The 12865-nt window shown below is 59.3% G+C and carries 10 protein-coding genes; 6 read left to right on the forward strand and 4 right to left on the reverse strand.

What is annotated here, in order from left to right; translation table 11 throughout:
• Both ligA and R6T97_RS09480 read right to left on the reverse strand, forming a co-directional pair.
• Positions 1–1668: NAD-dependent DNA ligase LigA (gene ligA / locus R6T97_RS09475; protein WP_410349050.1), on the reverse strand; the 1668-nt coding region annotated here is incomplete at its 3' end.
• A 45-nt stretch (positions 1669–1713) separates the two neighbouring features.
• A complete protein-coding gene (locus tag R6T97_RS09480; RefSeq protein WP_410349051.1) occupies positions 1714–1944 on the reverse strand; it encodes a hypothetical protein in 231 nt (76 codons plus the stop codon).
• 147 nt (positions 1945–2091) lie between these two features.
• Between R6T97_RS09480 and R6T97_RS09485 the strand changes: the two genes are divergently transcribed.
• Positions 2092–3246, forward strand: a complete 1155-nt coding sequence (locus R6T97_RS09485; RefSeq protein ID WP_410349052.1) for a M50 family metallopeptidase — start codon at positions 2092–2094, stop codon at positions 3244–3246.
• Between the two features lie 313 nt (positions 3247–3559).
• A complete protein-coding gene (locus tag R6T97_RS09490) occupies positions 3560–4561 on the forward strand; it encodes a hypothetical protein (protein ID WP_410349053.1) in 1002 nt (333 codons plus the stop codon).
• Between the two features lie 229 nt (positions 4562–4790).
• Here R6T97_RS09490 and R6T97_RS09495 read toward each other — a convergent pair whose 3' ends face one another.
• The gene (locus tag R6T97_RS09495; RefSeq protein WP_410349054.1) at positions 4791–5204 is read right to left on the reverse strand and encodes a VOC family protein; all 414 of its coding nucleotides are present in this window, start codon (positions 5202–5204) and stop codon (positions 4791–4793) included.
• Positions 5205–5293: 89 nt separating this feature from the next.
• Here R6T97_RS09495 and R6T97_RS09500 point away from each other — a divergent pair, with 89 nt between their 5' ends.
• The 3 genes from R6T97_RS09500 to R6T97_RS09510 all read left to right on the forward strand — a co-directional run bounded on the left by R6T97_RS09500 (position 5294) and on the right by R6T97_RS09510 (position 11392).
• Positions 5294–6586, forward strand: coding sequence for an O-acetylhomoserine aminocarboxypropyltransferase/cysteine synthase family protein (locus R6T97_RS09500; protein ID WP_410349055.1), 1293 nt, complete (start codon positions 5294–5296; stop codon positions 6584–6586).
• A gap of 110 nt (positions 6587–6696) precedes the next feature.
• Complete coding sequence (locus R6T97_RS09505; RefSeq protein ID WP_410349056.1) at positions 6697–9231, forward strand: hypothetical protein; 2535 nt, start codon at positions 6697–6699, stop codon at positions 9229–9231.
• 277 nt (positions 9232–9508) lie between these two features.
• Positions 9509–11392: a cation:proton antiporter gene (locus tag R6T97_RS09510; RefSeq protein WP_410349057.1), complete on the forward strand. Its 1884-nt coding sequence runs from the start codon at positions 9509–9511 to the stop codon at positions 11390–11392.
• On the opposite strand, the gene cobT is transcribed toward R6T97_RS09510, so the two are convergent.
• Positions 11389–12399 (reverse strand): nicotinate-nucleotide--dimethylbenzimidazole phosphoribosyltransferase, encoded by a 1011-nt coding sequence (gene cobT / locus R6T97_RS09515; RefSeq protein ID WP_410349058.1) that lies wholly within the window; start codon positions 12397–12399, stop codon positions 11389–11391. The genes R6T97_RS09510 and cobT overlap by 4 nt on opposite strands.
• Positions 12400–12476: 77 nt before the next feature.
• Between cobT and R6T97_RS09520 the strand changes: the two genes are divergently transcribed.
• Positions 12477–12865: adenosylcobinamide-GDP ribazoletransferase (locus tag R6T97_RS09520; RefSeq protein WP_410349059.1), on the forward strand; the 389-nt coding region annotated here is incomplete at its 3' end.

The following is a 12865-nucleotide window of genomic DNA, read 5'->3' on the forward strand; positions in this document are numbered from 1 at the left end:
CGTTTCATTACCGATCCCGTCAACCTGTGCGATCTCATCCTCTGATGCCTGCATCAGCGCATCCAGCGACCCGAAAGCGCGGGCCAGCCGCCGTGCTGCGTCGCTCCCGACATGGCGGATGCCAAGGGCGCTCAGAAACCTGTCCAGCGGCACCTGCCTGCGATCCTGAATCGCCTTGCGCAATGCACTGGCCGACCCTTCGGCAAAACCGTCAAGCTGCGCGATATCGTCGGTCGAAAGATCATAAAGATCGGCGATATCCTCCACCAGACCCCGCGACACCAGTTGTTCGGCGGTCTGTTCGCCAAGGCCCTCAATATCCATCGCACCCCGCGAGCCATAGTGCACCAAGCGCCCCTTGAGTTGCGCATGACAGGCAATCCCTGCCGGACAATATGTCAACGGGCCCCGCCGCTCTACCTCTGCCGCGCAGGATGGGCAGTGATCGGGCATCTCGAACGGGTCGGCGCGCGCGACGCCGGGTCGCGGCACACGCTCGGCCACCTCTGGGATCACGTCGCCCGCCCGCTCGATGCGCACCGTATCACCGATGCGCAGATCCTTGCGGTGCACCTCTTCGATGTTGTGCAGGGTCGCGCGCGCTACGGTCACGCCACCGATATCGACCGGATCAAGCAGCGCCACAGGCGTCAGCGCCCCTGTACGCCCGACGCTGACCGCAATATCGGCGATCCGTGTTTCTTCGGTCCGGGGCGGAAATTTCCATGCGATCGCCCATCTGGGGCTGCGACTGCGGGTGCCAAGTGCATTGCGGTCGGCGCGGCTGTCGAGTTTCAGTACAATGCCGTCGATCTCGTAGTCTAGATCATCGCGCTGTCCTAAAAGCTTGTCGTGAAAGCTCTCGGCGGCATCGCGGGCGGTGCAGGTCGTCGTATCACCGATAACCGGCAGGCCAAGATCGGCAAACAGGTTCAGCAGATCACCCTGTGTCGGAGCGATATCGGCATCAATGCCGGTTGCGTCATAAAACGTCACCGCAAACCGGATATCCTCTGCCGCCGAAGGATCAAGGCGCCGCAAAAGGCCCGCCGCCGCGTTACGCGGGTTTGCAAAGGGTTCCTCGCCCTGCTCCAGGCGCGTCCGGTTCACCTTTTGAAAGCTTGACTTGGGCAGGATCGCCTCGCCACGCACGGCAAGTTCGCCAGGCACCTTGTCGGGGTTCTTCAACGACAGCGGCAGCCCCCGAACGGTACGCAGCGTATGCGTGATGTCCTCTCCGGTCTCGCCGTCGCCCCGTGTCGAAGCGCGGGTGAAATGGCCGTCTTCATAGACCACCTCGATCGACAGCCCGTCGAATTTCGGCTCGGCCAGAAAGCGCACGTCGTCCCGATCCATTTCACTGTGCACGCTGTCGAAAAAATCCGCAATCTTCTTTGCTTCACGCACGGCGTGCAGGCTCAGCATCGGGGCGATATGCGCGACATCTTCAAGCCCCGATACCGGCGCGGCCCCGACCCGCTGTGTCGGCGAAGCAGGTGTCACCAGATCGGGATGCGCGGCCTCCAGTTCTTCGAGTTCGGCAAACAACCGGTCGTATTCGTCATCCGATATCTCGGGAGCGTTTTCGGTATAATACAGCCGGTCATGCCGGTTGATGGTTTCGCGCAACTCGTCGATCCGCTTTGCCGCGTCGGATTTATCGGTCATGAGTGCGCTTGCTCCATGTTCCTGCGAGGCTTCAAGCGGCCACGTTCAGCCGGCTTGCACCGGCACGGCCGCCCACGGCCACGCTATTGCGAGAATACCCAGCCAGAACAGTATCAGCAGCAAGATCGCCAACCCCGCGGACGCCGCACTTGGCGTATAGCGCCAGCCACCGGGCCGACGATAAACCCAGCGGTCGTGCGTGTAGGGCCATGTCGGCCACGCCGCGACGCTGAAAATAATCAACACGACAAGAAACCAGAACAGAAAGACATCCATGATCACACCTCCTTCAATACCGGCAACCTTGCCCCGGCTTTCCGGTCCGGGCGTTAACACGCGTAAAGTCGTGCCGGACAATTCCGGCGATCAAACTGATCAATGTTAAAGCGCGGCCTTGTCGCCGGTGCCATTGATACGGACATCATGTTTACAAATCGCTTTGACCTTTTCACCATTCTGGGCTTCCGCGTCAGCCTTGACCCCACGTGGGTCATTCTCGCCATTCTGGTGACATGGTCTCTGGCGACCGGTTATTTCCCTCAGGCCGTCGAAGGGCTGCCAAATGCAACCGCGTGGTGGTTAGGCGCCGCCGGAGCGCTAGGGCTCTTTTTGTCGATCATCCTGCATGAATTTGCCCATGCGTGGGTCGCACGGCAGTTCGATTTGCCGATCAAGGGGATCACGCTTTTCATTTTCGGCGGCGTTGCCGAAATGGAAGACGAACCGCCAAGCGCGAAGTCCGAATTTTACATGGCCATCGCCGGCCCGATCACGAGCTATGTGCTTGCAGCAGTATTTTTCGGCCTCGCAATCGCCACGCCGGGTGCGTTGGTACCCGCCGTTTTTGGATATCTCGCGCTGATCAATACCGTGCTTGCGACGTTCAACCTGATCCCGGCCTTCCCGTTGGACGGGGGGCGCGTTTTTCGCGCCGCGTTCTGGTGGTGGACAAACGATTACGCCAAAGCCACGCGGATTGCCGCCGCCTTGGGGCGCGGTTTCGGGATTGTCCTGATTTTGTTGGGTGTGCTCAATCTGGTTTCGGGAAGTGCAGTTTCCGGCGTCTGGCTGGCCCTGATCGGCCTCTTTTTGATCGCCGCAGCCAGTTCTTCGGTGGCGCGGATGGCGCTTCAGACAGAGCTCGAAGGCCTCACAGTCAGCGATCTGATGGTACATGACCCGGTGAAGATCGACGCCGAGACACCTTTGGACACCGTGATCGAGAACTATTTTTACCAGTATCACCACACGACCTTTCCGGTGGTCCGTGACGGCGCACTTCTGGGCTGCATCCGGATCGAGGATGTGGGTCGTGTCCCCCCTGCGGACCGGATGCGCAAAACCGCCGGCGACATCGTGAGCACCGAAAGCCGCATTGCAAAGGTGCCGCCGGACATGCCGGCACTCGAAGCGCTGAAAGCGATGCAGAACAATAAGTCCAGTCGGCTGATCGTCGCCGAAGACGGTGTCTTGAAAGGTGTACTGACGATGCGCGACATCATGAGCCACCTCAGCATCCGGCAGGAACTGGAAAAAGGCAGCGACGGCCCCAGGGAAATAGCCGCGACGCACGGCTGAACCGCACGAACCTTACAGATCGGCCCAAGAGCAGCAATTGCAACGCGCCTTCCAGCAGCATCGCAAACGCCGTTCCCCGGCACTTCGTCACTGCCTGCATATACCGACGGCCGCTTGGGCGCTTCCAAGACAGGGTGTCACTATCCCGAGCAGTAAGCCCCAACGATGCGACAATGCGGGTTCACAGCAATGGTGGCCATTCAGGGGCGTTCCCATTATTTTCCGATCGGCATGAAAGATTGACAGCGCGTTTCTTGCGTCGGCGCCGCTCAAGCGGTTAGACAGACGCGACTGGTTTTCGATCGGAACGCTCATGCCCGCGCCGCTGGCACAGACCCAAGATTTCAACATCATGATCGTCGGCCAAGGTGGACGGCTGGAATTTGAAGCATTACTGTTCGCGGCTTCGTTGCGCGCCTATTCTCCGAAGTTTCGGGGCGGTTTTTTTGTAGCGGAACCACAGCCTGGCCCATTGTGGAACGGTGATCCGCGTATGTCTGCGCCTGTGAAGGAACGCCTTGTGGCACTCGGCGCGCAGATCGCCCCGTTCCAGTCGCGGCATTTCGGCCAATCCTACCCGCAGGGCAACAAGATCGAAGGATTGCAGGTCCTGCCCGCAGGTGAACCCTTCGTGTTCTTCGACACCGATACGCTGGTCACAGGCGAGTTGGCGGATATGCCTTTCGACTTTGCCCGCCCTGCCGCATCAATGAACCGTACCGGCACCTGGCCTGTCGAAGAGCTTTACTGGCCCGGCTATACCGCGATCTGGAAGTCGCTTTACCATCGCTTCGGGCTGGATTTCGAAAGCGCGCTCGATCTGACGCAACCGGATGAGTACTGGGAACGCTATCTTTATTTCAACGCAGGTTGGTTCTTTGGTGCAGACCCCGCAGAATTCGGTGCGCGGTTTACGGCATATGCGGTCAGCGTCCGCGATGATCCGCCCGATGAACTGGTGATCCAACCGCTTGATCCCTGGCTTGACCAGGTTGTCTTGCCGCTTGTCATTCACGCATCCGGCGGCGGTCGGCCGGGACCGGAACTGAAAGGACTGGACGGAGATCTGACCTATCACTACCGGATGCTTCCGCTGTTTTATGCCACCGCAACCGATAAGCAGGTCGTCTTACTGGAAGAGATCACGGCCCCCAACAAGATCAAGAAACTGCTGAAACTGCACGATCCCTTCAAACGCATGGTCTATCAGGGACGCGGGGCCAAGGTGCGCGCCTTGTTCGATCAGGACAACCTGCCGCGCCACGAAAGGGCGATCCGCAACCAGATCAAATCCGCCGGGTTCTGGATGCGCTAGCACGTATGCTCGCCTAAAATAACTGTCGCAAGAACGGTCGACCCATCCGCGTCTATGGCGAACTTGTGATGGTTGCGATCACCGCCGAGTGTCCAGTATTGAACAAAGGCAAAGATATGGCCCGCAAGCCCCCTCTGGATGCGGGCCTTCTCAAGTTTATTGCTGCTGTGCCGGGGGGCAAGACCTGCGACCTGACTGCGATAGCTTTGACCAAACGTGGCAAACTCCGCTAAGTCGCAAAAACCCCTGCCATATCTGCGTACCCCTTGACCTCGATCGGATTACCCGACGGATCGCGGAAGAACATCGTCCACTGCTCGCCCGGTTCGTCTTTGAACCGTACTGAAGGCGGAATGATAAAGTCGATCTTCCGGTCTTCGAGACGCGCGGCAAGCAGGGTCCACTCATTGACGGGCAGCACGATGCCGAAATGCGGCATCGGCACCATGTGATCCCCGACCTTGCCGGTGGCTTCGGTGGCGAAGGGTGTGCCGAGATGCAGGCTGAGCTGATGCCCGAAAAAATCGAAATCGACCCAAGTCTCGGTTGAACGCCCTTCGACAGCACCCAGCACTTCGGAATAGAATTCTCTGGCTGCGTTCAAATCGGAAACATGAAACGCCAAATGAAACGGGTGTGGCATGATCTTGTCCTTTGCTTGTCAGGGCCGTTGAGGTGTTCGCGGTTTCCGCCTACACCTTGCGACAATGAATTTCAAAGGGGAGACCAGAAATGACCGAAGGCCCTAGCTACGGTTTTGATACACTGCAAGTTCACGCAGGCGCCCGCCCTGATCCGGCGACCGGCGCACGACAGGTTCCGATCTATCAAACGACCGCCTATGTGTTCCGCGATGCCGATCACGCGGCAGCTTTGTTCAACCTGCAAGAGGTGGGGTACATCTATTCCCGCCTGACCAACCCGACGGTTGCCGCCCTGCAAGAGCGTATTGCGACGCTCGAAGGCGGCGTTGGCGGTGTCTGCTGTTCATCCGGGCACGCAGCCCAGATCATGGCACTGTTTCCGCTGATGCAGCCGGGGCGGAATATCGTTGCCTCCAGCCGCTTATACGGTGGCACGGTCACGCAGTTCAGCCAGACGATCAAACGCTTTGGCTGGTCCGCGAAATTCGTCGATTTTGACGACCATGACGCCGTGAAAGCCGCGATTGACGATGACACCCGCGCCGTCTTTTGCGAGGCCATCGCGAACCCCGGCGGGCATATCACCGACCTTGACGCGATCTCGGCCATTTCCGACGCGGCAGGTATTCCGCTGATCGTGGATAACACATCGGCCACGCCGTATCTTTGCCGCCCGATCGAGCATGGGGCGACCTTGGTGGTGCATTCCACCACGAAATATCTGACTGGCAACGGCACCGTCACCGGTGGATGTATCGTTGACAGCGGCAAGTTCGATTGGGCCGCCAATGACAAGTTCCCGTCCCTGAGCGAACCGGAACCTGCCTATCACGGCCTGAAATTCGCCGAGACATTCGGCCCGCTGGCCTTCACCTTTCACGGCATCGCCATCGGTCTGCGTGATCTGGGCATGACGATGAACCCGCAGGCCGCACACTATACGCTGATGGGGATCGAAACGCTGTCCTTGCGCATGGACCGCCATGTCGAGAACGCGATGAAGATCGCCAAATGGCTGGAGGATGATCCACGCACGGATTACGTGACCTATGCCGGTCTGGAAAGCTCGCCCTACGCCAAGCTGGTGCCCAAGATATGCCCAAAGGGTGCGGGTGGTTTGTTCACCGTCGCGGTGAAAGGTGGCTATGACGCCTGTGTGAAACTGGTCGACAGCCTAGAGATTTTCAGCCACGTGGCCAACCTTGGCGATACACGCAGCCTGATCATCCATTCCGCATCCACCACCCACCGCCAGTTGACCGCCGAACAGCAAGAGGCCGCAGGCGCAGGCCCCGGCATCGTGCGTTTGTCCATCGGCATCGAGGATGCCGATGACCTGATTGCCGACCTTGATCAGGCTTTGGCCAAAGCCACCGCCTAACCAATCACGAACCCGCCCTAGCCCTTGGCGTGGGCGGGTTTCTGCTATACGCTTCCCTCATGGGGGCAAAACGCGTTTTGCCTGTGGGACCAACATGCTAGAGCGTGGCGATGATCACCAATTTTGCGCTATCACTTTCGTCTGACGGAATTGAATTGCTGCACCGCGTACCGCGCGGTTGGCGGCGTGTGGGGCGCGTCGATGTCGCAAGCGAAACGTTGGATGACGACCTCAAGGCATTGCGTCAGAAGGCGCTGACCGTCGAGCCTGATGGCTTGCGGACCAAGTTGATCATCCCGCTTGATCAGATCAAATACATCGCAATCGACGGCACGCTGACCACCGACGCGGACATTCATGCAGCACTCGAAGGTGAAACCCCCTACGCACTTGATGAACTGATCATCGACAGTGAAAAATTCGGGGGACGCACCCATATTGCGGCCGTGGCACGCGAAACCCTGCAAGAAGCCGAGGCTTTTGCAACCGGACACGGGTTTCAACCGGTTTCCTTCGTCGCGGTTCCCGAACCCTTTACGTTTCAAAAAGAAGTCTTTTTCGGACCCACCGACATGGCCCGCAGCATTGTCGGACCTGATGCCCTGATCGCACGCGACGACCTGCCTGTCATGGTGGTCGGGACACGGCTCAAATCGCGCCTCTTGGTGTTTGATCTGCCCAAGGAAGCCCAGCAAGAAATCTACAAGGATGATCTTGCCGCCCTGCTGGCTTCAGAGAACGTGCCGATAGAAAAGGCACCGGAACAGGTACCCGCGCCAGCCACCATTGCTGCGCAAGCGCCTGCGCCGCGACAGGCCATCTGGATCGATCATATCCCGGCGCAGTATCATGTTCCCGCTGCGAAGACCGTAATCCCCACGACGCCCGTTTTTTCAACGTCCGCGCTGCTTGATCCGGTTGTCGCTGAATATCACACCATTCAGGTCAAAACGGGAAAGGCACCCTTGGTCGCTGTCTTGAGCGAGGAGACAATGACTGTGGCCAGACTTGGGGCCGCAGAACCTGCGGCGCACCGGACGCGGGCACCAAAGCCTAACCAGCGCCGCATGCAGCCGGCCCTTATTGCGGCCGCTATTGCAGCGGCTGTTCTGATCCTTGGCGGCGTTATCTGGACCCAGCAAGATATATCTGAAGTGGCCGCTATCGCCGCGAGCGCACCCATGGAACCGGCCGTGGCGATCGCGGACACGCCTGCAACGGTAGCGAATGATCAGATCACGGCGCCTGCTACCGCGGATGGCCCAAGCATACCGCGATTCCAGATGGCGGAACTCGACGCGCCCCGGATCGGCGCATTGGACGTGCCGACCTTACGTGATGCAACAAAGACGGACCGGATGACGCTGCCGGACACGTTGGCAGTGACTGTAGCCGATGCACCGATCCCGCCGGTACAGTCTCCACCGGCCCCGCCACCTGAAGACACAGCCCAAGCCCGCGCCAACGCGCCTGTTCTGCGTGGCCAGGTGTTAAGCCCCGCAGAAGCGAACCGGATTTATCAGGCGACAGGTGTCTGGCAGCGCGCACCGCGCCTTATCGATATTCCGTCGGGGACCCTTCCATTCGATTTCCGTGCACCAGCAATCAACATGCCTCCGGACCGGATTGCACAGCCCGATGTGCCCTCACTTGTAAGGTTGGACACCGACCTGAGCTTTATCGCACCTGCTGATCCGCCAGCCCAGGATGTCGTTTTCCCACGCGACGAGAACGGCTTCATTCTGGCAACGCCGGAAGGCACGGTCACACCGGAAGGGGCGTTGGTTATTTCCGGCCTACCCGATATTGCCATCGCATTACGCCCCGAACTGAGCCAAAGTGATCTTGACCGCATGGCGCTTCTGGCACCTGCACCTGACGGTGTGGTTGTTATTGCAGGACGACCGGATATCGTAGCGCCCTTGCGTCCGCCGGATGCGGAATTGCCTGAAAGCGCCGAAACCGAAGAAAGCGTCAGTGCTGCAATTGCTGAAAGCGTGACCGAAGATACCCCGCCTACTCTTGGCAGTGTCGGGATTGCAGGCCTTGAATTGCAAAATTCAGGAAATGTCACACTCGACCCCGAGGTTGTGGAAGCGAACGCCGTCGTTGATCTGCGGCCGCGTCTTCGCCCGCAAGGCCTGTCTGACGGTGTTGATCCGGGTACGCCAGACATCACCGATATCCTTGCCAGTATTGAAACCGACGATGCCACATTGCGCTTTGACAACAGCACGTCACTGGCCGTCGTGCTTTCGGTGCGGCCTGATGTGCGGCCTGCAAACTTTGGCAACGTCGTTGTCTCCGCACGCGCCCAACAACAAACGCAACCTGTCGCCGCTGCCGCTCCTCCTCCTGTGACTGCGGCCGCACCCGTACAGCCACAAAACCTTGAGCCGGTCCCCGGCGGTGTCGCCCGCGCCGCAACCCAAGAGGATGCGATCCGTTTGCGCGACATCAACCTTATCGGCGTTTACGGCCGCGCAAATGCCCGGCGCGCCTTGGTACGGTTGAGCAATGGGCGTTACATACGTGTCGAAGTCGGCAGTGCTCTTGATGGGGGACAGGTCACCGCAATCGGTGAAAAGGCGCTGAACTATGTCAAACGCGGACGCACCTATGCCATCGAACTGCCGTCGGGATAAGTGCAGGCTGCTATGTATCTGCTCAACTTTGCAAATGGGCGTAGCGTACGGTCGATAAATTCTTTGGAAAGCAGCATCTGCATCGCTCTTATGGCATAGTGACGCCACATGACGCCGCTTTGCCGGGCAAATCTGACGCAGGTTTGCCACCTTGGAAGTCCGCTCTTGCGGTCCGGCCCTTTCGCCCTTTCAAACAGTCTGATGCCCGTTAGACTGGGACGGGAAAATCTAGGCTAATGATCGTGCGCAGCACTGGTTTCGGGGCAGATAGGCAAAAATGGAAACTTTCCTGTTTCAGGCGACAATCTATTTGGGGGCCGCAGTCATCGCGGTGCCCCTTGCGGCGCGTATGGGGCTTGGATCCGTTCTGGGCTATCTTCTTGCGGGGATCGTCATTGGGCCTCTGACCGGGCTGGTGGGGACCGAAACAAAAGACTTACAGCATTTCGCCGAGTTCGGGGTTGTCATGATGCTGTTCCTGATCGGGCTGGAGATGGACCCGCGGGCACTGTGGAACATGCGCCAGAGGTTACTGGGCCTTGGCGGTCTTCAGATACTGCTTACTATGGCAGCGATCAGCGGCGGCAGCCTCGCAATGGGGTATGATCTCTCGACAGCTATCGCGATCGGGATGATCTTCGCACTCTCTTCGACGGCGATCGTCCTGCAAACATTGACCGAAAAAGGGTTGATGCGCACCAGTGGGGGGCGTTCGGCCTTTTCCGTTCTTCTGGCGCAGGATATCGCCGTGATCCCGATGCTGGCACTGCTGCCCTTGCTCGCGGTCCCCGCAGTGCTGAGCCTTGCACCGGACGGGTCTATGGCCCTTGCCGGCGCGGATCACGGTGATGATCACCACGCGACCCTGAGCCTTATTGAAGGGCTACCCGGATGGGGTGTCACCCTTGTCACGCTTGGTGCGGTCGCCCTCGTCATTTTTGCCGGTGTCTTTCTGACGCGGCCGGTCTTTCGCTATATCCACCATGCGCGGCTGCGCGAGATGTACACCGCCCTTGCCCTGCTGATGGTCGTCGCGACCGCCGTCTTGATGACAATGGTTGGCCTGTCGCCCGCGCTGGGCACCTTTCTTGCTGGCGTCGTCTTGGCCAACTCGGAATTCCGGCATGAGCTGGAAAGCGATCTTGCACCGTTCAAAGGTCTGCTTTTGGGGCTGTTCTTTATCACCGTGGGTGCGGGCATTGATTTCGCCCTGTTATTCGGAGATCCGGTACGGATTCTAGGGTTGGCAACTGCCGTGATGGTGATCAAAGGGCTTGTCCTTTTCGGATTGGCCCTTCTTTTCCAGTTGCCCCACAAGGACCGTTGGCTCTTTACCCTTGGTCTTGCGCAGGCTGGTGAGTTTGGCTTTGTGCTGATTTCGTTTTCGCTCCAGCAAGGTGTTTTGAACGATAATCTGGGCGGGCAGTTGTTACTGGTCATCGCACTGTCGATGCTGATCACACCACTGCTTTTCATCATGTACGAGATGATCATCAAACGCATGGCCGATACCGAAGAGGCCGAGCCCGATGAAGTGGACGAGCAAGGCACCGTCATCATCGCGGGGATCGGCCGCTTCGGGCAGATCGTGAACCGGCTCGTGCGAAGCGCGGGGTTTGACACCGTGGTGGTCGATAATGACCTCAGCACGGTGCAGATGATGCGCAAGTTTGGCTTTCGCGGCTTTTTCGGTGATCCCACGCGGCCTGATCTGCTGAATGCCGCAGGACTGGAAGATGCCAAGGTGCTGGTCGTGGCAGTTGATGATCGCGAGGCGGGCAACAAACTGGTGCGCTATGCCCGCAAGACGCGCCCCGACCTGCATATCATCGCCCGCGCCCGTGACCGCATACATGTCCATGAACTCTATGAGGCCGGTGCCGACGACATCGTGCGCGAGATGTTTGACAGCTCTTTGCGCGCAGGCCGCTATGCGCTTGAAAATCTTGGTTTGTCAGAGTTCGAGGCAGCAGAACTGGAGCAGGCGTTCTACCAGCATGACCGCACTGCGCTGCGCGAGTTGGCAGCCCTCTGGCGCCCGGGCGTGCCGATCACCGAGCTACCCGAATATGTCGCGCGCGCCCGTGAACTGAACAATGCACTCGAGATGGAACTGACGGCACGCCAACAGGCAAATGAAAGGCAGAAAAAATCGTCCTAGCCGTCACTCACACCAGCCTCTGCAAAGGTCGCCATGCCGGAATGGCAGGCGATAGCCCCTTTCAGAACGGCAATTGCCAATGCAGCACCGGAGCCTTCACCAAGGCGCAGGCCCAATTGCAACAAGGGCTGTTTGCCCATTGCATCCAGTAGGCGCTGGTGCGCGTCTTCGGCGCTCAGATGTCCAGCGACCGCGTGGTCCAAAGCGCCATCGACCGCCTTATGCAATGCGACGGCGGCGGCACAGCAGATGAAACCGTCAAGGACAACGGGGATGCGGTGATACCGGGCGGCTGCAATTGCGCCTGCCATCGCCACAAGCTCGCGCCCGCCAAGGCAGCGGAGCGCTTCGAGTGGATCGGTCGTCGCATGCAAGGCCAGGCCGCGTGCTACAACGTCTGTCTTACGGGCAAGTCCGGCATCGTCGATACCTGTTCCTCGACCGGTCCAGCCCGCCGGATCACCGCCCAATACGCCAGCCGCGACAGCCGCCGCAGAGGTTGTGTTACCGATGCCCATTTCGCCGGTCACTAAAAGATCTGCATCCGGGTCAACGGCGTTCCAGCCCGTCTGCAAGGCGTCGATGAATTCGGCTTCGCTCATGGCCGGTTGGATGGTGAAATCCGCGGTCGGTATGTCCAACGACAGCGGATAGACATCCATTCTGGCACCAAAGGCCTTTGATAGCTGGTTGATCGCGGCCCCGCCATGTTCGAAATTTGCGACCATCTGCGCCGTCACCTCTGACGGGAAAGCCGAAACGCCTTGCGCGCAAACCCCGTGGTTACCGGCAAAGATAATCACTTGTGGCGCCCTGATCTGCGGTTGCGCATCACCGCGCCATCCTGCGTACCAGATCGCAAGGTCTTCCAAACGGCCCAGCGCGCCGGGCGGTTTGGTCAGTTGCGCATTGCGGTCCTGTGCGCCTTTGATCGCATCACTATCGGGTCCTGGGGCTGCTGCCAGCGTATCGCGGAAGGTCGAAATCGTGGTAAATGGCGCTTGCATCGCATCCTCGCTGCAGTCAATTCTTGCACTTGTTTAACGCACGCTGCCACGATGAAAAGCCCCTGAAAGGATGCATTTTGTACAAACCCGACAATGCCTTGATCGATAGGGTTGACCTGCCAGCAGCATTGGGGTTGCTCACGCGGCTGCCTGTTGTGGTGGATGGCACGCGCGCCATGGATCGGGGGGCGGGCTCGGCATGGGCCTATCCGCTGGTCGGCGTTGTGGTGGGCGTCATTCTGGCTGCTGCCACAGCCGTGATGATCTGGGCGGGTATCCCTGCGGGGATCGTTGCGGGGCTGGTTCTGGCGGGCTCTGTCGTGATGACGGGTGCGATGCATGAAGACGGGTTGGCAGACAGCGCCGACGGCCTCTGGGGTGGCTGGAACAAGGCGCGGCGACTGGAGATCATGAAAGACAGCCATATCGGGGTTTACGGCGTCTGTGCGATTGCGTTGTCATTCCT

The organism is Yoonia sp. (assembly GCF_046498525.1).
Lineage (GTDB): Bacteria > Pseudomonadota > Alphaproteobacteria > Rhodobacterales > Rhodobacteraceae > Yoonia.